The organism is Pedobacter sp. SYP-B3415, assembly GCF_004138205.1.
In the GTDB taxonomy this organism is placed as follows: Bacteria; Bacteroidota; Bacteroidia; order Sphingobacteriales; family Sphingobacteriaceae; genus Pedobacter.
Genome location: NZ_RXNQ01000004.1, coordinates 15,795 through 36,300 on the forward strand (window position 1 = coordinate 15,795; position 20,506 = coordinate 36,300).

The window sequence follows — 20,506 nt, forward strand, 5'->3', positions numbered from 1 at the left end:
TTTTGTGCGCTTTAAAACTAATTTGATGTCTGTTCGTTTATATAAGCGTAACAAATTTTGAACCTATGAAAAGAACAATGTTAAGTCTTGCTTTTGTTGCCTCACTGGCTGTGGGCATCTCAGCATGCAGTTCGTCAAAAGATATGTCAAACAGTTCTGACAGCACAATGACGGACTCTACCTCAACAACGACAACTCCGGCAGACACGTCTTCAACGACTACGCCGCCAACTACACCTCCAGATACGACCAAGACTCCACCAATGTAGTCTTTCGCATTCGGAAGAACATTTAAAGCCCCGGGCATATACCCGGGGCTTTTTCCGTTTACAGATTTTTATGAGCCGGGAAAATCCGTAATTTCAGGCCTCAAAACCAAACTATGCAAACCGCTTCTTCGCGCAGGAACATTGGCTTTCTTATCCTGGTGGCCTCTCTGGGCTATTTCGTTGACATTTACGATCTGCTTCTCTTTCTGATCATAAAGAATAAAAGCCTGGCCGATATCGGCGTGCCAGTAGCAGACATAACAAAAACCGGTCTGTTCCTTATGAACTGGCAAATGGCAGGACTGCTTGCCGGTGGCTTTTTATGGGGAATTCTTGGCGATAAAAAGGGTCGGCTGTCAGTCCTGTTCGGTTCCATCCTTATGTATTCGGCAGCCAATATTCTTAACGGATTTGCTTACGATGTGACAAGTTATGCCGTACTGCGTTTCATTGCAGGCGTGGGGCTTGCCGGCGAACTCGGTGCAGGCATTACCCTGGTCAGCGAAAGCATGAGTAAGGAGAAACGGGGTTACGGAACGATGCTCGTTGCAGGAATCGGATTGAGCGGCGCAGTAGCGGCCTATTTTGTCGGCGATTTATTTCAGTGGCGCACAGCATTTTTTGTTGGCGGTGGCCTGGGGATTCTGCTGTTGCTGCTCCGCGTCGGTGTCTTTGAATCGGGTATGTTCCGCACCATGGAACGCCAGGACGTAGAAAAAGGCAATTTCTTTATGTTGCTCAGGTCCCGTAAGCGCTTTTTCAAATACCTGAACTGCATTTTGATTGCTGTCCCCTTGTGGTTTGTGGTCGGTATTTTAGTCGGTATAGCGCCCGACTTTGGCAAGGCGCTGAATGCGCGCGACTTGCTTGACAGCGGGAAAGGGGTGATGTTTACCTATATCGGCATCTCGCTGGGCGATTTCCTGACCGGCGCATTGAGCCAGATGTTTAAAACGCGCAAAAAGATTGTCTTTGTCTTTCTTACGCTCACCTTTCTCGCTATGCTTTTTTACTTATTTTCAAACCAGTTAACGGCTACGGCTTTCTATATCCTTTGCGTTGTTTTCGGGATCTTTACCGGCTATTGGGCGGTTTTTGTAACCATAGCTTCAGAACAGTTTGGTACGAATATTCGCGCCACGGTTACAACAACGGTACCGAATGTGGTGCGTGGCTCGCTCATTCCCGTCACTATGTTATTTCAGGTTCTAAGGGGCGGCTTTGGTATTGTTAATGCCGCGTTGATCGTGGCCTGCCTGACCGTTGCCCTTGCCTATATAGCACTGTATAACCTTGATGAAACCTACGGCCGGGATCTGGATTTTGTAGAAGATTAGCAATGTCAAATATTTGTATTATCGCTAACAGAACGAGTTTTTAGCCATTTTTGCGCTTACCTTTGAGTATGTTTAAAGAGAACGTCGATCAGATATACCGCAAGATACAAGACGAAATTTGCCTCGGTCTGGAACTCGCCGATGGCCAGGGAAAATTTGAAGAAGAATTGTGGAGCCGCGAGGGGGGAGGCGGTGGCCGCACGCGCATTCTTCAGGGCGGAAACATCATAGAAAAAGGCGGTGTAAATTTTTCCGCCGTTCACGGGAAGCTGCCCGAATCCGTTAAAAAGGCATTCAAAGTCGACGCGGAAGACTTTTTTGCAACTGGCGTTTCAATCGTAATTCACCCGTCACATCCGCTGGTACCGATCATTCATATGAACATCCGTTATTTTGAGATGGACGAAAATACGCGCTGGTTTGGTGGCGGAATTGATCTGACACCGCATTATGTGTTCGAGAACGATGCACGGTTTTTCCATCATCAGCTGCGCAACACCTGTGATGCGTATCACCAGACATTTTATCAGCGTTTTAAAACACAAGCTGATGATTATTTCTATATAAGGCACCGAGAAGAAACACGCGGGGTCGGCGGAATATTTTATGACCGCCTCAAACCTGAAAATACCGGGCTTGACTGGGACCAGATCCTGAACTTTTCGGTCGATGTTGGCCGGACGTTTTTACCTGTATACACAGAGTTGATTGACAGGAACCGCGACAAGGAATTTACAGAGCAGCAAAAACAGTGGCAGTATCTCCGGCGCAGCCGCTATGTTGAGTTTAACCTGGTTTACGATTCGGGCACAAAATTCGGCCTTGAAACCAATGGCCGGATCGAATCAATTCTCATGAGTTTGCCACCACAGGCTAACTGGGCATATAATTACCAACCGACTGAAAATTCTGAAGAAGCAAAAACCCTGGAATTCCTGAAAAAAGGAATCGATTGGATTTGATGCAGAATACACATCACTTAAGTAAGTTGCCGTCAGTACGTAAACTTAAATTCGTTAGAAGCTGCGATGCATTACATTCGAGCCTGGAGATTTCCAGGCTTTTTTAATGGACCAGGCAGCAATAAGCGAGTTCTTATGATTACTAAGCTCACGTATCATCTTTAGGAAAAAATGCATATAAATGTCCTATAATTAATATTATGTTAAGGTAACTGTTTCAAGCCAGGCACTCTTTCAAAAATGTGCTAAAGATTATTCTTCCCTGCGGTGATGCCAGACTAATGGGAATCTATGCTATGGAGATCAATTGTAAAGCATATATGCTATCTGAATAGATTACATTCAAATTTACAGCTGCATGAATATTACAGCTCATCATGAACGACTGAAGCGGTACGCAGCGACTACGCTTAAATGGCGATCAAATAATTTTGCATGCCCTAAAATTTCTGTTCTGATATCAGGGAAAAATCTTGGCAATGGTAAAGCTATAAAGTTTACTTGCAGCTTCGTAGATGCTCAGCTTTCGGCGTCTTTTTCCCGAAAATTTAGTTCGCCTTTTGTTGCTGCCGCTATCCTAGAGATGGTATGAATCGAAGCGCCGAAACTTACAAACCGTTCATACCAATGCGATCTGTAACCAGATTAATTGGGTTAAACCTTACCCCCCTTCTCAAACAGAAAGTCCCCTCCGTCTTCAATCACGTTGTAATCAAGCGAGGCTGTTGTTTTCCGGGACCTGCCGCAGTGCGGGTTTCCCGTCCGCCGAACTAGAGCTCCTGCAGTTTCTGCTTCAGCTCCTGAACCTTATCCAGACTGTTCTTTCGCGAATAAATTTCAATTAACAGCTGAATGGTCTGCCGGTCATTCGGATTCACCTCATGTGCATGCATCAGCGAAAGCTGTGCCCGGTTAATCAGTGAATTGAACTGTTCAATGTTCTTGTTTGTGCCTTTGATCGTTTCATTGGCGCTATTGATGTACGCCAGACCAAGTTGGTATAAGGCATCAAAATAGTTCTGGTCCAGATCAATGGCTTTGTTATAAGCAAGCTGTGCTGTCTGATTATTGTTGCGTGTGGTTTGCTGTAAATAACCGTAGAGATAATACAGCAGCTTGCTGCTCTTTTCGACTTTCAACGTTGCATCAATCACCGAGGTGGCCTTTTCAAACTTCGAGTTGTCAAGCAGCAGGTTGATGTAATCGTTATTTAAGAATGTGTTGAAAGGATTTACGCTGATGCCTTTTTCCAGGACGCGGACTGCGTCTTCCGGGAGGAACTTAGCCGAGTAAATGTAAGCCATGTTCTGGTAGACGGCAGGATTCCGAACACCATTATCTACACCGCGGTTGAAATAAACCAGCGCGTCATCATAATTTTTAAGATTTTGTGCTGCAATGGCGGCATTCACGGCCAGTGCAGTATCTTTCGGCAGAAAATCACTCACGGTGCGCAGCTCATCAAAGGCTGTTTTAAAATCGTTTTCCCTGAACGCCTTGTTACCAAGATCCTGCCTCTTGATATAGATATTGTGGACTGAAGCGGCGATCATACCCGAATTATCCTGATACCGGTCCAGGCGTTTTGCTGAGTCTATCGCTGCCTGTGCCATCTTGAAGTGGCGGTCGGCATTTGACTCGTCTTTATCCAGAATAGCGACATAAGATGCCAGGTAGGCCTTTATGGCCCATGTTTCGGGATATTTTTTTGTCTTCCTGTCCTGGCTTGCGTTCTCGCTTGCCTTGATCCCTTCGCCCAGGATGCCCAGTTGTGTTTTCTCATCAGCCTTGTTCGATATGGCTGCCTGTAACTTGCCGACTGCATTTTTTGCAATGAGCAGCTGCGTGGTCTGTGCCGCAGCCTGAATGGAAACGGCAAGTGAGAACAAAACTAAAAAGTATCGGGTATATTTCATAGGTAGCGCAGTTTTCAATGTCTTGGACCGGAGCCCTGGACCCAGTGTCCGGGTGTGTGCAAACAAATTTAAAAAAAAAGAGGGACAAGCAAAATGTCCCTCTCTCCTTTTACCTTGCCGGCAGGTTAGTTTGCTGGCAATGCTTCTATTTGTTTCTTTACCGCTTCATAGTTAGCGTTATCACTCTTAAAGCCATAGATCTGTTTTAGGCTCTCGAGTGCCGAACGGTTTTTTGGATCCAGCTCGGCCGCTTTTTTATAGTGCGGAAGTGCCTGGTCGATCAGTCCGCTCAGCTTTTTATCTGCTGCAGCAAGTTCCTTTGTCTTTTTCGGATCAAGCTTGTTTTTCGCAGCCTGAGCAGCAAGTGCCTGTTTGTAATAAACATCGCCCTTCAGATAATGATATGTTGAGTTGTTCGGCTCTTTAGCCAGCAGCTTGTCAATCATTTCTTCAGACTTGGCAATATCACCCTTGTCGATATAATATTGCGTTTCTACCTGAACAAAATAGTCCTCTGCCGGGTACTTTGCAGCGGCTTCTTTAGCTAAGGCAACGGCGGCAGCGGTATCTTTCAACTGGCTCATGTTGATGTTAACCATCTCGGTATAGATATCTTTAGCTTCTTTTGTGCCGAATGCAACATATTTTTTGAAGCTGCTCAGCGCCGCAGGGTAATCTTTGGCCATATTCGCCATAACACCTGCGTTCATAAACATGGCCGTATCTTTCGGATTTTTAGTTGCAATTTCCTCAAAATACTTCTGTGCGTTCTTATAGTCTTTCTTGTTATAAGCTGCATATGCACGCACTTTCATTGCATTCTGAATGTTCATCTCAGCAGTCTGAATAGCGTCTTTTTCTGCATTCTTCGTATCAAGCTCTTTTGTTTTTGCTACGGCATCTTCAGCAACTTTCTGGAAGGAAAGCGAATTCTCAGCATTCACCGTGTCCATTACAGCAATTGCCGAGGCAAAAAGCGCCTTATGCGACCACGCATCAGGAGCAGTTTTTGTTTTCTCATGCACACTGGCCGCTTCTGCGTGTTTCAGGCCTTCCTTCAGGTCATTCAGCTTTTTGTCAAGAGCAACCGCGTTGTTATTCGCAGAAATCTGGAACAGGTTCCAGGAGTTTTTTGCCTGCGTAATTTCACTTTTCTGTGCAAATGCCAGACTGGTTGTCCCCGCCAGCAATATGGTTAAAAGTGTTTTGTTCATCATGGTATTTTATTTTATGATATGAATTTGCAAATTATTCTTCAGTTGGCTCGTCTGTATCGGCAATTTCGTCATTATTTTCAGCATTGCCGGCTTCGTCGGCCTGATTTATTTCTGAGGCAGGTGTTTCGCCTCCGGCCGCAGCCTCGGGGTTTACCACACCGGTCTCTTCGGCCGGCTCATCTTCGTGCTCAATTTTGGCAACAGATGCAATCTCGTCATCACCTTTAAAGGTAATTAACCGTACGCCCTGTGTAGCCCGGCCCATTACACGCAGTTCGCTAACTGCAATACGGATCACAATGCCAGACCGGTTAATGATCATCAGATCTTCTGCATCAGTTACATCCTTAATGGCAACCAGTTCGCCGGTCTTGTCTGTAACGTTAATGGTTTTAACACCTTTACCGCCCCTGTTTGTAACGCGATAATCTTCAATATCTGTACGTTTACCGTAACCTTTTTCTGAAACAACCAGCACAGTTACGTCCGGACTATTCACAGCAATCATGCCAATCACCTCATCTTTTTCATGCGCAAGCGTTACACCGCGTACGCCTGTAGCCGTACGGCCCATTGGTCTGACCGTTGCCTCATTGAAGCGGATGGCACGGCCTGAACGCAGCGCCATCACAATCTCACTTGCGCCGTCTGTAAGACAAGCTTCAAGCAGCTGATCACCTTCATTGATATTAATTGCATTAATACCATTCACACGCGGCCTTGAATAGGCCTCAAGTGATGTCTTTTTAATCGTTCCCTGGCGCGTACACATAATAATGTAGTTGTTTTCCAGGTACTCCTGATCTTTGAGGTTTTTAACTTTGATATATGCCTTGATCTTTTCTTCTTTCGGAATATTGATAATATTCTGAATGGCCCTGCCGCGGCTTGTGCGGTTTCCTTCAGGAATTTCGTATACCCGCAGCCAGAAACACCTTCCGGCCTCGGTAAAGAACAGCATATAGTTATGGTTGGTAGCAACGAGCAGGTGTTCAATGAAGTCTTCGTTTTTCGAAGTCCCTCCTTTGGCGCCCTTGCCTCCCCTGGCCTGCGTACGGTATTCTGTAGCGGGTGTCCTTTTAATATAACCTTCGTGCGAGATGGTGATAACCACTTCCTCATCTTCGATGAAGTCTTCCATACTCATGTCCTCACCCGAATGCACGATCTGCGTACGGCGTTCATCGCCATATTTTTCGCGCATTTCGATCAGCTCATCTTTGATGATCTGCATACGCAGCCCTTCATCTGCCAGAACAGACTTCAGATACTCGATGGTCTTCATCAGTTCAGCATACTCTTCCTTGATCTTGTCTCGTTCCAGACCGGTCAGGCGGCGAAGCGTCATGTCGAGGATGGCACGTGCCTGTATGTCGCTCAGGCCGAATTTTTCCATCAGCCCCTGGCGCGCATCTTCCGGCGTAGCCGAACTTCTGATGAGCTGAATTACCTCATCAAGATGATCCAGGGCGATCAGCAAACCTTCAAGAATATGGGCACGTTTCTCTGCCTCTGCCAGCTCATAACGTGTACGGCGAACAATGACTTCGTGGCGGTGCTCTACAAAGTACTTAATCAGGTCTTTAAGGTTGAGCAACTGTGGCCTGCCTTTTACGAGCGCAATATTATTTACGCTGAAAGAGGTTTGCAGCGCTGTCTGTTTGTACAGGTTATTAAGTACAATTGAAGCGTTTGCGTCGCGTTTAATCTCATAAACGATCCGGATACCATCTTTATTCGACTCATCCTTGATATTCGAAATGCCTTCGATTTTCTTTTCGCCTACCAGCTCGGCAGTACGCTCGATCATCTGCGCTTTGTTTACCTGGTAAGGAATTTCGGTTACGATAATCACCTCGCGGTCGCGGATCGTTTCAATCTCCGCTTTAGCACGCATAACGACTCTGCCGCGGCCGGTTTCAAACGCCTGCTGCACGCCTGCATAACCATAAATGATACCACCTGTAGGGAAATCGGGCGCTTTGATGAATTTCATCAATTCGGCAATGGAGATTTCCGTGTTATCTATGTAATTTATGGTTGCGTCAATCGTCTCGCTCAGGTTGTGCGGCGCCATGTTTGTCGCCATACCTACGGCGATGCCGGATGCTCCGTTTACAAGCAGGTTCGGTATTTTGGCAGGAAGTACGGTTGGCTCCTGCAGCGAGTCGTCAAAGTTGAGCTGGAAATCAACCGTATCCTTATTGATATCGGCCAGCATTTCTTCGGCAATCTTCGCAAACCTTGCTTCGGTATAACGCATCGCCGCCGGACTGTCGCCGTCAATGTGGCCAAAGTTACCCTGCCCGTCAACCATGGGGTAACGAAGACTCCAGTCCTGCGCCATACGAACCATCGTATCATACACAGACGAGTCACCATGCGGGTGGTACTTACCCAGTACCTCACCAACAATACGCGCTGATTTCTTATGTGGTTTTGTACTTGTTACACCGAGGTCCAGCATGCCGTAAAGCACCCGGCGGTGTACCGGCTTAAGTCCGTCACGTACATCGGGCAAAGCCCTTGATACGATTACCGACATCGAATAATCGATGTAAGCGGACTTCATTTGTTCTTCTATATTGATCGGGATAATGCGGTCGTGTTCCTGATTTTCTAGATCTTCTGCCATATATTGTTTGGTCCCTCAAGGGGAGAATGTTGTAAGGTTTTTATAACCTTGCGAATTTAGCAAATTATTACCGTAATGCAGTATTGTTGAAAAATATTACAATAGACTAAGATGAAGTCAAGATCGTCGCTCAGATCGCTTAAAAACATGGTTTTCAGTCAATTTATTTCGCGCCTGAATGCCCCAATTTTCAAAAACTGAAAAAAGTATTTGCAGCTTGTTCCAGGATGCCTACCTTTGGTTCAGACTTTAGGGGTGCCATAGTGCTGAGATAATACCCTTCGAACCTGACGCAGTTAGTACTGCCGCAGGGAAAAGTAATCTGCCAGAGGTATGTTATCTGCATACCTTATGCTGGTCACTCCTGAAGTTTAAGAACAACAGGAATGATTATCACACTTAACAACAATTCTTTAGAAATCGAGCCGGGCATGAGCCTGGAGAATGTTGTAGCCGAACATTTTGGTTCTGATACGCGTGGCGTTGCCGTAGCCGTTAACGAAGTCGTTATCGGTCGCACAGGCCATGCCAGCTATCAGCTTCAGCCGGGCGACAAAGTTCTGATTGTTAAAGCCACGCAAGGAGGTTAACATGCAGCAAGAGAGTATGCGTACAGTACGCAAAGATGAACAGATGCCCCAATCAAACGGCATCTCGACCGGGCCGGTTTCGGGTTCCAGCAAAATTTATGTGCCGGGCAGAATTTTTCCTGACATTCGGGTCGCGATGCGCGAGATCAGCCTCAGCCCTACCCGTTTAACGAACGGCGAAACGGAAATGAATGCTCCGGTTGCCGTGTATGACCCGAGCGGTCCCTATACAGACGAAAACGCGCAGATCGATGTTCGGCAGGGTCTGCCGAAACTTCGGGAGCCGTGGATCAGGGCACGTGCCGATGTGGAGGAACTGCCCGGCATCAGTTCAGTATACGGTCGCGAACGGGCCGCTGATCCGAAGCTTGATGCACTGCGTTTTGCACACATTACCCGGCCGCTGCGGGCGCTCCCGGGCGCAAACGTTACCCAACTGCATTACGCCAAACGCGGTATCATTACCGCAGAAATGGAGTACGTGGCCATTCGTGAGAACCAGCGTGCCGATGGCCTTCGTGCGCGCGGACAGCTAGCGCACCAGCATCCGGGAAACAGTTTTGGCGCAAACACCCCGCTGAAAGAAATCACGCCGGAGTTTGTAAGGCAGGAAATTGCAGCCGGCCGGGCGATCATCCCAAATAACGTTAACCATCCGGAAAGTGAGCCAATGATTATAGGCCGGAATTTCCTGGTGAAGATTAACGCCAATATTGGCAACAGCGCGGTCACTTCATCTATCGAAGAAGAAGTTGAGAAAGCCGTCTGGGCATGCCGCTGGGGCGCAGATACAATTATGGATCTCTCAACCGGGAAAAACATTCATGAAACACGCGAGTGGATCATTCGTAACTCGCCTGTGCCTATCGGTACTGTCCCCATTTACCAGGCACTGGAAAAAGTGAACGGCAAAGCCGAAGACCTGACCTGGGAGATCTTCCGCGATACGCTGATCGAACAGGCCGAGCAGGGCGTGTCTTATTTTACCATCCACGCGGGCGTTTTGCTGCGTTATATTCCCCTGACAGCCAATCGGCTCACGGGTATTGTTTCGCGCGGCGGAAGTATTATGGCCAAATGGTGCCTTGCCCATCATAAGGAAAACTTTCTTTACACACATTTTGCAGAGATCTGCGAAATCATGAAGGTGTACGACGTTGCCTTTTCGCTTGGCGACGGACTGCGCCCGGGATCAATAGCAGACGCGAACGACGCCGCCCAGTTCGCCGAGCTGGAAACGCTGGGCGAACTGACCGCGCTTGCCTGGGAACACGATGTGCAGGTCATGGTGGAGGGACCGGGTCATGTACCCATGCACCTGATCAAAGAAAATATGGACAAGCAGCTTGCAACCTGCAAAGAAGCTCCTTTTTATACCCTCGGACCCTTGACAACAGACATTGCGCCCGGCTATGACCACATTACGTCTGCAATAGGCGCTGCCATGATAGGCTGGTTCGGCACCGCTATGCTCTGTTATGTTACACCCAAAGAACACCTGGGCTTACCCAACCGGAAAGATGTCAAAGACGGGGTAATTACTTACAAACTTGCCGCGCATGCGGCTGATCTGGCCAAGGGCCATCCCGGTGCGCAATACCGTGACAATGCCTTAAGTAAGGCGCGTTTCGAATTCCGATGGGAAGATCAGTTTAACCTTTCGCTCGACCCGGATACAGCGCGCGAATTTCACGATGAAACACTTCCGGCTGAAGGGGCAAAAATTGCGCATTTCTGCTCGATGTGCGGGCCAAAATTTTGCTCAATGAAGATTACCCAGGAAATACGTGACTCTGCTGCCGCAGGACTTTTCGATAAGGCCGAGGAGTTTAAAAAGCAGGGCAGCGAAATTTATTTGTAATGCTTGTGCTGATGGCTGATCCGGAACCCGTGGTACATGAGACCATTCTGCTGAACGACATGTTTGACGCAGGTCTGGCGCATTTCCACCTGCGAAAGCGCGCTTTTACCGCGCGCGACATGCGGAATTATGTCGACAGCATCCGTCCGCATTTCCGGTCCCGTCTGTCGCTGCATCAGCACCATGACCTGGCGGCAGATTTTGGTACAAACCGCCTGCACGACAATACAAATGCGCGGCTGGCCAGGCAACAGTTTGATGCAGAAATGATTTATTCCACATCTGTTCATAATCACGAAGAATACAACAGCCTTCCGGCTGGATACGCATATGCCTTTTTCGGGCCGGTCTTTCCGAGTATTTCCAAGCCGGGTTATGGACCAACCGGGAAACCCGGGGTTTCGCAACACGGCTCGCGGCGTACCCCGCTGATTGCAATTGGCGGCATCAAAGCCGCGAATTGCCGGGAAGCAGCCGGAGCCGGCTTCGATGGTATTGCGGTGTTAGGGGCTGTTTGGCGCAGTAGCGATCCGCTCAATGCATTTTTAACGATCAAGGAGACATGGGACAAGCAAGACCGTACGCATTAAGTATAGCGGGCTTCGACCCAACCGGCGGAGCCGGGGTGCTGGCCGATGTCAAAACCTTCGAACAATACCGTTGTATGGGGCTGGCGGCGCTTACTGCAACAACTGTGCAAACCCCGGCTGAAATGCGGTCGCTGCTTTGGTTCAGCCTCGAAGAGATACTCGCACAGGTGTCGCCGCTATTTGAAACCTGTCAGATTGAAGCCGTTAAGATCGGGATTATACCTGATCTGCAAACGCTGGATGCACTGCTGACTTCGCTTCACGCTGTGAACAACAGCATAACGATCATCTGGGACCCCGTACTGCAAAGCAGCTCAGGATACAGGCTCTTTGCTGATGCTGACGGGGAGGCAGTTGAACATGTGCTGAGCCAGATTACTCTTTTAACGCCAAATGCAGATGAAGTTCAGATTCTTGGGCGGCGGGATGACCCGTTGAAAGCTGCGGCGCAACTCTCCCTGCACACCGCTGTCTTGCTGAAAGGCGGGCACCTGTCAGAGCGATCCGGAACCGACTTTCTTTTTGCAGGCGGAAAATTGACCGCCACCTTCCCCCCGGGCCAAACCGGTGTCTGGCCAAAACATGGATCTGGCTGTATCCTGTCTGCGGCTGTTGCCGCTGGTCTTGCCAACGGGGACGATTTGTTTCAGGCATGCCGGAATGCCAAGTCATACACAGAAAAACGATTGGCCGGTAATGCCGGCCTGCTTGCTTATCACCATGAATAGAGTACAATACATATCGCAGGGGCAGGATAACCAGATGCAGATCCGACTCATCAGCGAAGTGCTCGATGCGGGCTGCACATGGATCCAGCTGCGACATAAACAGGCCCCGCTCCCTGAACTACGCGAGTTGGCAGCTGTGGTTGCAGTACGCTGTGCCCGGTACAAAGCCACTTTTATTATCAACGACTACCCTGAACTTGCCCTCGAGGTTGGTGCATCGGGCGTGCACCTCGGCCTGAATGATACGCCGGTTTGCGAAGCCAGGGCGTTGCTTGGCAACGACAAGATTATCGGCGGAACAGCAAACACCATAGAAGATATCAGGCAACGCATAACCGAAGGCTGTGATTATATCGGCCTTGGGCCATTTGCTTTCACGCCGACAAAAGAAAAGCTGAGTCCGATACTTGGTCTGCGCGGTTACAAAACAATTTTTGAGCAACTCAGCCTCGAGGAAAAAGTTACACCAATCTATGCGATCGGCGGCATTACCCTGTCTGATGTCCCTGCCCTGGCAACGACAGGTCTCAGCGGAATAGCTGTATCTGGGATGCTCAGTGTTTCATTAAATAAGCATTTGACGCTTAAACAATTAAATGAATCTTTTTTATGTCAAACTTTATAATAGCGGATAAGTCCTTTTCTTCGAGGCTTTTTCTTGGAACGGGTAAATTCGGCAGCCCGGCTCAAATGGAGCAGGCGGTGCTTGCTTCGGGATCTGAGCTTGTCACCGTTGCACTCAAACGGGTAGAGCCAGGAGAAAATGACACACTGACCAGCCGGTTGAAGCATCCCGGAATACATTTGCTGCCCAACACTTCCGGCGCCCGCAATGCCCGGGAAGCGGTGTTTGCGGCGCAGCTTGCCCGTGAGGCGCTTGAAACGAACTGGCTGAAGCTGGAAATTCATCCAGATCCGAAGTACCTGATGCCCGATGCATTGGAAACGCTGAAGGCCACTGAGGAGCTGGCAAAGCTTGGTTTTGTTGTTTTACCTTACATCCATGCCGACCCGGTCTTGTGCAAGCAGCTGGAGCAGGCCGGAACTGCTGCCGTTATGCCTCTGGGAGCTCCTATCGGTACCAATAAAGGTCTTAAAACGATCGATTTTCTTGAGATTATCATTGAGCAAAGCCGGGTACCGGTGGTGATTGATGCGGGAATAGGCTCCCCGGCCGACGCTGCGCAGGCTATGGAAATAGGCGCTGACGCGGTGCTTGTAAACACAGCAATTGCGGCAAGCGGAGACCCCGGTAAGATGGCCGCTGCCTTTCGCCTTGCGGTTGAGGCCGGAAGAATGGCATTTGAGGCGCGGTTGGCTACTGTGCGCCGGTCGGCCGAAGCGAGCAGCCCGCTGACAGCATTTTTAAACGACTAAAACGATTCAGAATGTTTACGGAAATTTTTGATGCCTGCAGTTGGGATGAAATTAAGGCGGATATCTATGCAAAGCGCCCGGCAGATGTTGAACACGCCTTGTCTGCTCAGAAACGCACGCTGGAAGACTTTAAAGCACTGATTTCGCCGGCGGCGGCGCCATACCTTGAAGAAATGGCCCGCCAGAGCAATGAGCTTACGGTGAAGCGTTTCGGTCGTACGGTACAGATGTATGTACCGATGTACCTGAGCAACGAATGTCAGAACATCTGCACGTACTGCGCATTCAGTCTTGACAATAAGATTCCCCGTAAAACATTAACTGACGAGGAGATACTAAATGAAGCCGCTGTTCTCAAACAGATGGGATATGAACATGTTCTGCTGGTTACCGGAGAAGCTAATCTTACCGTAGGGCTGCCTTATCTGCAAAATGCCCTGCGCCTGCTCCGCCCCGTTTTTTCCCAACTATCTATGGAGGTACAGCCGCTCGACCAGTCTGACTATGAGGTTCTTGTAGCTGATGGTTTGCATGCTGTTCTGGTTTATCAGGAAACCTATCACCGGGAAAACTATCGCCAGCATCATCCCAAAGGAAAAAAATCAAACTTTAATTACCGTCTGGAAACTCCCGACAGGCTGGGTAAAGCAAAGGTGCATCGCATCGGTCTCGGCACGCTGATCGGTCTGGAGGACTGGAGAACCGACTGTTTTTTTACCGCCATGCATCTCAGGTATCTTGAGAAGACTTACTGGCAAACGCGCTTTTCGGTGTCCTTTCCACGGCTACGTCCTATCGAACTTGATTGCCAGGCAAGCCACCAGGCGTTCGATACACAGATGAGTGACCGTGAGCTTGTGCAACTGATCTGTGCCTGGCGATTGTTCAGCAGTGAACTTGAAATATCCCTGTCAACACGGGAAGAAGAGCGCTTTCGGGACCACATTATCGGGCTGGGCGTGACAAGCATCAGCGCTGGCTCACGAACCAATCCGGGCGGCTACAGTAAACCTGAACAGGCGCTTGAACAGTTCGAAATATCAGACGAACGGAGTCCGGAGCAAATTGCGGCGATGATCAGAAAACGCGGATACGAGCCGGTCTGGAAGGACTGGGACCGGAGTTATGAGGCGTACTAGTTTAATGCAGCAGGATTTAGCCGGATATCCAGTTTGGCGAACCGTGTAACTTCCACCAAAGGTACACCAAAGTCTGCCACTACTTTACCCATTATCAGGTAGCAGCCCCGGCCCCTAAACGGATAACCATTGCTGCTGCCGGGAAAATGCACCGTATCAAAGAAATCTCCGGCAGCGTCCAGGAATGTACCAAACCACATCTTGCCGTTATTACGCGTCCTCACCGTTTTTTCACAGACATAGTTTCCAACCATTTTTACGGTTTGCCCTACGCAGCCTGCCAGGCGGGCGGCGGGAACATCGCCCCGGTAACTGGTTTGCAGCAGGCTGAACATGTCCATGCCCAGCGGATAACCAAGTAATTCCAGTTCGTTGTACGCATCTTCAAGCGCTGAATGCTCAAGTTCCGGGAGCCTGTAGTCTTTCTTTGCGAGCTCAAACAGTTCCGGGACTTTGCTCAGTCGCGGCTTATGGCCCAGGTAGTCGTGAATATCCCATAACAGCTCTTTCTTGCCGCGCCCGGTAAATCGCAATGCACCAAGCCTGGTTAGGATAAGCGCTTGTTCGAGCGAGGTTTCTGTACGTTTCAGGAAATCGGGCAGATCCAGGTATGGCCCGGCCTGTTTCCGTATCGCTACAATCTGCCCTGCTACCTTTGATTCAAGCCCCTGAACGCCGATAAAACCCAGCCAGGCATCGTTTCCTGAAATACTAACCTCCTGATCACTGTGGTTTACACAGGGAAGATGGACCCGCGCCCCTGCCCTTTTTAATTCGTGCACATACACCCAGCGCGGATAAAAACCTCCATAATTGTTCAGCACCGCCACCATAAATTCTGTTGGAAAATAGGTTTTCAGATAAAGGCTCTGATAACTTTCAACGGCGAATGAGGCCGAATGTGCCTTGGAAAAACTGAAACCGGCAAAAGATGATACCTGTCTCCACACCTCTGCAATGATACTTTCTTCATGACCCTGTCTGCGAGCACTGGAAAAGAAGCGCTCGACCAGTTTTTTGAATTCCTTCTCCGACCGGTACTTACCGCTCATGGCCCGCCTCAGCACATCTGAATCGGCCAGGTCCAGACCGGCAAAATAGTGACAGATCCTGATCACATCCTCCTGGTAGACCATGACGCCAAAGGTCTCCCGAAGATGTTTTTCCATGACCGGGTGCAGGTACTTTACGTTCTCGGGGCGGTGGTAATTTTCAATATAGGTCTTCATCATGCCTGAGCCTGCCACGCCGGGTCTGATAATGGAGCTGGCTGCGACAAGCGTGAGGTAGTCGGAACAATTCAGCTTGCCGAGCAGCTGCCGCATTGCCGGAGATTCAATATAAAAACAGCCGATGGCGCTTGCCGCGCGCAGGTTAGCGTTTACCTGCTCATCCCACTTAAAAGCCTTGAAATTATGCACGTCAACCTGTTGGCCGCGGTTATCAGCAATCAGCCTGACGGCTTCCCGGATATGGCCGATTCCCCGCTGACTCAAGACGTCAAACTTTTCATAACCAATTTCTTCGGCTTCATACATGTCCCATTGTACCGTTGGCATTCCCTTCGGCGGAAGGTCCAGAGCCGTATAATAAGCGAGCGGCTCTTCAGAAATGAGCATGCCGCCCGCATGGATGGAACGTTGATTCGGCATTTTTCGCAGCCGTTCATAAACGCGCTGGATGCGCTGATAGACAGGGTTTTGTTCATGAAGTCCGGCTTTGGCCGGGTCACTGAATTCATCAATTTCTCCTTTGGGCAGACCCAGTACTTTGCCAATTTCGCGTATCACCGCCTTGTCTTTGAATGTACTCATGGTACCGAGCAGGGCCACATGACCCGGGCCATACTTTTCAAAGATGTAGCGCTGCACTTCTTCACGTTCGTTCCAGGCATAATCAATGTCGAAATCAGGCGGACTGGAGCGTTGCTCGTTTAAAAAACGCTCAAAGTAAAGATCAAGGTCGATAGGATCAACATCAGTGATTCTCAAACAGTAAGCGACAATACTGTTTGCGCCCGACCCGCGGCCAACATGATAGAAGCCGCGCGACATTGAAAATCGTATCATATCCTGAACAATCAGGAAATACGAAACGAACTCCAGCTTTTCAATTACAGCAAGTTCCTTCTCAACGCGCAGCCGGGCGGTTTCATTGTCAGCAGCATAACGATAGGAAAATGCATCGTAGGTAAGTTTGCGCAGTAAATCGATATCCTGCGCCGCACTTCCCGTAAAATGTCGTTTATTCTTGCCGGAAGGGCTTTGTGAATAGGCAGACATGTCACAGGCGGCCAGCAGGCGTTTCGTATTTGCCACAATAAAGGGGTAAGCGGCAAACTTTGATTCGAGGATCGCTTCACGCTCGAAACGCTCATCGGGCGCGCATTTTTCAGCCGCGTCAACTTTACTTAACAGCGTATTGCAATCTATCGCGCGGAGATATTCATGCAGGCGGTAGTCAACCTTGTCCCGGATTGTAACCGGCTGCAGGCAAACCAGCTTTTCCTCCAGTGCCGGCGTAAGGCTGCCGTAAAGAAGATTCAATTCGTCGGGCCGGATACCGATAAATTCGTGACTGGCAAGCGCTGAGCCGGGCCGGTTTGCAAAGGGATAGACGATCCACGCCTGCCTGAACGAGGGCGCTCGTTCGCTGAACGGACGCTGGTTTAAATTATGATCGGTCAGATGTTCATTGAGTTCGCGCATGCCCTCTTTGTTGCGTGCTATACCGATGTATTTGCATGCGCCGCCATTGCGGTAATCGATTCCCGTTACCGGCTTAAGCTGGTATGCTTCTTCGAAATCCTCTTTTTCGCTCTGTCTGGTTCCGCGTGAGAGTTTTTCGCACCGACGGATCAAGCGCATGGCGCCGCTGGAGTTATTAATATCTGTGAGCACAATAGTGCCGATACCATGAAGCCTGGCTTCATCGACCAGTTCGTCAATATCCATAATGCCATAGCGAAGGCTGAATGATGAATGTACATTTAAAAACATGCCCGCATCTATTTCCGACCCGGCATATCAAGCGCAGTGGCCAGGACGAGGCTGTTCAGGCCGTACCGTTCGCGCACCCGGTCCATCGCCTGGTAAAGACTGTAGCGTTCTTCAGCCGTATGGTAAAGATCGATCTGTTCATGCCCGCTTACGAGGTGCGAAAGTTTAACCCCAACCAGGCGAAGCAGCATTCTTTTTTTGTAGACCTTATCAAAAAGATCGCGGGCTTTCTGAATAAGCAGTGAATCAAGCGAGGTATACGGAATCATGGCCTGCTGTGTGACCGTTTCGAAATTACTATACCTGATGGTTACCGTGATGCACGCTGTAAGCTTGCGCTGCTGACGCAATTCGAAGGTTAGTTCAGTCACCATACGCGCAATCAGCGCTTTCAGCTTAGGAATATCCATCGTATCGGCATCAAAGGTTTGCTGCGTACCGATCGATTTGCGTTCCTGATAAGGCACAATCGGCGACAGGTCTATACCGTTTGCCTTCTGCGACAGGCTCAGACCGTTCTTACCCAGAATGCGAAACATCAGGTCCTGCGGGATTTCTTTGAGCGTTCGCACATGTCTGACACCCATTTCACTAAGCTTCCGAAAGGTTGATTCGCCAAGCCCAGGGATTTTACTGATCAGCAAGGGATCTAAAAAAGGCTGCACCTGGGGAAACGGTACCTGGAGCTGACCATTGGGTTTACTTTCATTGGTAGCTACTTTTGATACCATTTTATTGACAGACAATCCAAACGATATGGGCAGTCCGGTTTCCCTTAGAATTTTATCCTTCAGTCCGGATGCAAATTTCATAGCGCCGAAAAAACGGTCCATGCCAGTCATATCTATATAGTGTTCGTCGATGCTTGCCTTTTCCAGCACAGGAACTTCTTCACGAAGGATTTCTGTTACAACCTGAGACTCCTTGCTGTACTCTTCCATGCTACCTTTGACAAAGACAGCCTGCGGACAAAGCTGGCGTGCCATGCGTGATGGCATAGCCGAGTGGATACCAAACTTACGTGCTTCATAACTGCATGACGCTACTACGCCTCGGTCTGAACTGCCGCCAATAATTACCGGCTTGCCAACAAGCGCCGGGTTTTTGCGAACCTCGACCGAAACGAAAAACGAGTCAAGATCCATGTGGATGACCTGCTTATCTTTCTGCATATTCCTGAATTATCAATCAAAGATATGCTAAAAATATTAGTATTACAAGGCTAAATACATCCTGATATTTGCGTGCCCGTATGGCAGCTTCCCAGTGTTTTGTATTGAAAACTATACATAAATTATTCCGAACATGAAACGAGTATTATAATCATAATTTTTCGTAAATCATTGAAAGTAACGCGTTTGTTTCAAATTGTGCCATTCTTGGCAAGATCTTTTCAATAGCGCTCCGGGAATATGGCAACAACGCCATATTTAGAGGATCTAACATATGAAAACAATTACTAAATCAGCCGTTATGCTGTCGCTTTGCGCACTCGCAACGCAGTCTTACGCACAGGAAACAACAACTTCAGAAAATACGCCCCGCGAATTCCGCACCTGGTCTATCGGGGTAAACGGCGGTGTTTTGACACCGTACACCATTTTCAGAGGCAAAACTAACGACTTTAATACACCAACCGAGAACTGGGGATACGGTGGTTATGTGAAAAAACAATTCACACCGACCTTTGGCTTACAGGCAGACTTCCTTGCAGGTAATGTTGAAGGCATGCGTGCTTCGGGTTTACCTACCGGATCGGCTGCTTACGAAGATTCACGCTTCAAAACCCACATCGAATGGTCTGCAGCATTGAAGGCCAATATCACCCTTGCTAACTTCAGCATCCTGAATGACCGGAGCATTTTTTCACCATATGTAGCAGCAGGTGCAGGATACATGTCTTCGGCAGCGACAACCCGTAATTTAGGCGTAGCCGATCAGGGTTACCAGGAAAACTGGTTTATCCCTGCCGGAGCAGGTTTTAAAATTGCCGTATCAAGAGGTGTAAACATTGATCTTGGTTATCAGGTGAACTTTGTTCGCAGCGATAGTTTTGATGGTTATGATGCCGGAAACGGAAATGACAATTTCGCTTACGGATATGCAGGTGTTGAGATTGCACTTGGCCGCCGCGATAAACCGCAATTGGCTAACCACAGTCCTATCCCCGGCTTAAGCCGCGAGAACGAAAATCTGCGTCGTGCGTTAACTGCACATGAAGAGCAAAACCGCCGCGAACTGGAAAAATATCAGCAGGATATGGGCGATGAGGACGGTGACGGTGTTGCAAACAAATTCGACAAATGTCCGGGAACACCAGCCAATACCGTTGTTGACGGTGCAGGTTGCCCGCTTAAAACACCAAGACCAACGACTGTTGTTCGTGAAAAGGTGATCGTTACAGAGCAAGACAGAAAAGTTGTTGATGAAGCCATCAGAAACCTTGAATTTGATCTTGGTAAAGCAACCATCCGTTCTAAATCTTATCCAACGCTGAACCGTGTGGCTGCACTGCTGGTTGAGAAAAACTTCAGCCTGAAACTTGCAGGACACACCGACAACACCGGTTCAATGGCGCTGAACCTGCGTTTGTCAAAAGAGCGTGCAGAGTCAGTAAAAGCTTACCTGGTTAGTCAAGGCGCAAATGCTTCACGTATCGAAGCGACCGGTTACGGACCAAACCAGCCAATTGCAAGCAATAAAACTGCAGAAGGTCGTCAGAAAAACCGCAGGGTAGAATTTACCTTGTTCTAGAAATAACCTCAATGAGAAAGCCCGCCTGAATATCAGCGCGGGCTTTTTTGTGTTTAAGGGTTGCTGAAGAAGCTATTTCTGAGTAGTATAGAGGTATTCGTAGTTCGTATTTAGACGTGGCACATTTTCAGG

16 protein-coding genes and 1 riboswitch are annotated in these 20,506 nt (G+C 48.8%); of the genes, 10 read left to right on the forward strand and 6 right to left on the reverse strand.

What is annotated here, in order from left to right:
- Nucleotides 1-37: 37 nt before the first annotated feature.
- A complete protein-coding gene (locus tag EJV45_RS02655; RefSeq protein WP_129714101.1) occupies nucleotides 38-307 on the reverse strand; it encodes a hypothetical protein in 270 nt (89 codons plus the stop codon).
- Between the two features lie 75 nt (nucleotides 308-382).
- On the opposite strand from EJV45_RS02655, the gene EJV45_RS02660 reads away from it, so the two are divergent.
- The gene (locus EJV45_RS02660) at nucleotides 383-1,606 is read left to right on the forward strand and encodes an MFS transporter (protein ID WP_129714102.1); all 1,224 of its coding nucleotides are present in this window, start codon (nucleotides 383-385) and stop codon (nucleotides 1,604-1,606) included.
- 68 nt (nucleotides 1,607-1,674) lie between these two features.
- The gene (gene hemF, locus EJV45_RS02665) at nucleotides 1,675-2,568 is read left to right on the forward strand and encodes an oxygen-dependent coproporphyrinogen oxidase (protein ID WP_129714103.1); all 894 of its coding nucleotides are present in this window, start codon (nucleotides 1,675-1,677) and stop codon (nucleotides 2,566-2,568) included.
- Nucleotides 2,569-3,338: 770 nt separating this feature from the next.
- Here hemF and EJV45_RS02670 read toward each other — a convergent pair.
- The 3 genes from EJV45_RS02670 to gyrA form a co-directional block, all read right to left on the reverse strand.
- Nucleotides 3,339-4,484: a lipopolysaccharide assembly protein LapB gene (locus EJV45_RS02670; RefSeq protein WP_129714104.1), complete on the reverse strand. Its 1,146-nt coding sequence runs from the start codon at nucleotides 4,482-4,484 to the stop codon at nucleotides 3,339-3,341.
- A 125-nt stretch (nucleotides 4,485-4,609) separates the two neighbouring features.
- Nucleotides 4,610-5,701, reverse strand: a complete 1,092-nt coding sequence (locus EJV45_RS02675) for a tetratricopeptide repeat protein (protein WP_240755172.1) — start codon at nucleotides 5,699-5,701, stop codon at nucleotides 4,610-4,612.
- A gap of 31 nt (nucleotides 5,702-5,732) precedes the next feature.
- On the reverse strand, nucleotides 5,733-8,336 hold the full coding sequence (gene gyrA / locus EJV45_RS02680) for a DNA gyrase subunit A (protein WP_129714105.1): 2,604 nt from the start codon (nucleotides 8,334-8,336) through the stop codon (nucleotides 5,733-5,735).
- 241 nt (nucleotides 8,337-8,577) lie between these two features.
- Nucleotides 8,578-8,667, forward strand: a riboswitch (TPP riboswitch).
- Between the two features lie 55 nt (nucleotides 8,668-8,722).
- On the opposite strand from gyrA, the gene thiS reads away from it, so the two are divergent.
- The 7 genes from thiS to thiH are packed head-to-tail and all read left to right on the forward strand — an operon-like array spanning nucleotide 8,723 to nucleotide 14,621.
- A complete protein-coding gene (gene thiS / locus EJV45_RS02685) occupies nucleotides 8,723-8,926 on the forward strand; it encodes a sulfur carrier protein ThiS (RefSeq protein ID WP_129714106.1) in 204 nt (67 codons plus the stop codon).
- A 43-nt stretch (nucleotides 8,927-8,969) separates the two neighbouring features.
- The gene (gene thiC / locus EJV45_RS02690; RefSeq protein ID WP_129714191.1) at nucleotides 8,970-10,787 is read left to right on the forward strand and encodes a phosphomethylpyrimidine synthase ThiC; all 1,818 of its coding nucleotides are present in this window, start codon (nucleotides 8,970-8,972) and stop codon (nucleotides 10,785-10,787) included.
- An 11-nt stretch (nucleotides 10,788-10,798) separates the two neighbouring features.
- Nucleotides 10,799-11,377 (forward strand): thiamine phosphate synthase, encoded by a 579-nt coding sequence (locus tag EJV45_RS02695; RefSeq protein ID WP_165304965.1) that lies wholly within the window; start codon nucleotides 10,799-10,801, stop codon nucleotides 11,375-11,377.
- Nucleotides 11,350-12,105, forward strand: a complete 756-nt coding sequence (locus EJV45_RS02700) for a hydroxymethylpyrimidine/phosphomethylpyrimidine kinase (protein ID WP_129714108.1) — start codon at nucleotides 11,350-11,352, stop codon at nucleotides 12,103-12,105. The genes EJV45_RS02695 and EJV45_RS02700 overlap by 28 nt, the downstream gene beginning before the upstream one ends.
- A complete protein-coding gene (thiE, locus tag EJV45_RS02705; RefSeq protein WP_129714109.1) occupies nucleotides 12,098-12,730 on the forward strand; it encodes a thiamine phosphate synthase in 633 nt (210 codons plus the stop codon). Before EJV45_RS02700 ends, thiE begins: the two co-directional genes overlap by 8 nt.
- Nucleotides 12,715-13,482, forward strand: a complete 768-nt coding sequence (locus tag EJV45_RS02710; RefSeq protein WP_129714110.1) for a thiazole synthase — start codon at nucleotides 12,715-12,717, stop codon at nucleotides 13,480-13,482. The genes thiE and EJV45_RS02710 overlap by 16 nt, the downstream gene beginning before the upstream one ends.
- An 11-nt stretch (nucleotides 13,483-13,493) precedes the next feature.
- Nucleotides 13,494-14,621, forward strand: a complete 1,128-nt coding sequence (thiH, locus tag EJV45_RS02715; protein WP_129714111.1) for a 2-iminoacetate synthase ThiH — start codon at nucleotides 13,494-13,496, stop codon at nucleotides 14,619-14,621.
- On the opposite strand, the gene dnaE is transcribed toward thiH, so the two are convergent.
- Together dnaE and dinB are read right to left on the reverse strand one after the other, a co-directional pair.
- Complete coding sequence (dnaE, locus tag EJV45_RS02720) at nucleotides 14,618-17,620, reverse strand: DNA polymerase III subunit alpha (protein WP_129714112.1); 3,003 nt, start codon at nucleotides 17,618-17,620, stop codon at nucleotides 14,618-14,620. The genes thiH and dnaE overlap by 4 nt on opposite strands.
- 8 nt (nucleotides 17,621-17,628) lie before the next feature.
- Nucleotides 17,629-18,792: a DNA polymerase IV gene (dinB, locus tag EJV45_RS02725; protein WP_129714113.1), complete on the reverse strand. Its 1,164-nt coding sequence runs from the start codon at nucleotides 18,790-18,792 to the stop codon at nucleotides 17,629-17,631.
- Between the two features lie 274 nt (nucleotides 18,793-19,066).
- Here dinB and EJV45_RS02730 point away from each other — a divergent pair, with 274 nt between their 5' ends.
- Nucleotides 19,067-20,374: an OmpA family protein gene (locus EJV45_RS02730; RefSeq protein WP_129714114.1), complete on the forward strand. Its 1,308-nt coding sequence runs from the start codon at nucleotides 19,067-19,069 to the stop codon at nucleotides 20,372-20,374.
- Nucleotides 20,375-20,506 lie beyond the last annotated feature (132 nt).

Excerpts from the sequence above, each read along its gene's own strand:
- thiE (WP_129714109.1), top strand. The coding sequence starts at position 12,098 with ATGAATAGAGTACAATACATATCGCAGGGGCAGGATAACCAGATGCAG.
- EJV45_RS02695 (WP_165304965.1), top strand. The coding sequence starts at position 10,799 with ATGGCTGATCCGGAACCCGTGGTACATGAGACCATTCTGCTGAACGAC.
- EJV45_RS02700 (WP_129714108.1), top strand. The coding sequence starts at position 11,350 with ATGGGACAAGCAAGACCGTACGCATTAAGTATAGCGGGCTTCGACCCA.
- dinB (WP_129714113.1), bottom strand. The coding sequence starts at position 18,792 with ATGCAGAAAGATAAGCAGGTCATCCACATGGATCTTGACTCGTTTTTC.
- gyrA (WP_129714105.1), bottom strand. The coding sequence starts at position 8,336 with ATGGCAGAAGATCTAGAAAATCAGGAACACGACCGCATTATCCCGATC.
- EJV45_RS02670 (WP_129714104.1), bottom strand. The coding sequence starts at position 4,484 with ATGAAATATACCCGATACTTTTTAGTTTTGTTCTCACTTGCCGTTTCC.
- EJV45_RS02675 (WP_240755172.1), bottom strand. The coding sequence starts at position 5,701 with ATGATGAACAAAACACTTTTAACCATATTGCTGGCGGGGACAACCAGT.
- EJV45_RS02660 (WP_129714102.1), top strand. The coding sequence starts at position 383 with ATGCAAACCGCTTCTTCGCGCAGGAACATTGGCTTTCTTATCCTGGTG.
- EJV45_RS02655 (WP_129714101.1), bottom strand. The coding sequence starts at position 307 with ATGCCCGGGGCTTTAAATGTTCTTCCGAATGCGAAAGACTACATTGGT.
- hemF (WP_129714103.1), top strand. The coding sequence starts at position 1,675 with ATGTTTAAAGAGAACGTCGATCAGATATACCGCAAGATACAAGACGAA.
- thiH (WP_129714111.1), top strand. The coding sequence starts at position 13,494 with ATGTTTACGGAAATTTTTGATGCCTGCAGTTGGGATGAAATTAAGGCG.
- dnaE (WP_129714112.1), bottom strand. The coding sequence starts at position 17,620 with ATGTTTTTAAATGTACATTCATCATTCAGCCTTCGCTATGGCATTATG.
- EJV45_RS02730 (WP_129714114.1), top strand. The coding sequence starts at position 19,067 with ATGAAAACAATTACTAAATCAGCCGTTATGCTGTCGCTTTGCGCACTC.
- EJV45_RS02710 (WP_129714110.1), top strand. The coding sequence starts at position 12,715 with ATGTCAAACTTTATAATAGCGGATAAGTCCTTTTCTTCGAGGCTTTTT.
- thiS (WP_129714106.1), top strand. The coding sequence starts at position 8,723 with ATGATTATCACACTTAACAACAATTCTTTAGAAATCGAGCCGGGCATG.
- thiC (WP_129714191.1), top strand. The coding sequence starts at position 8,970 with ATGCCCCAATCAAACGGCATCTCGACCGGGCCGGTTTCGGGTTCCAGC.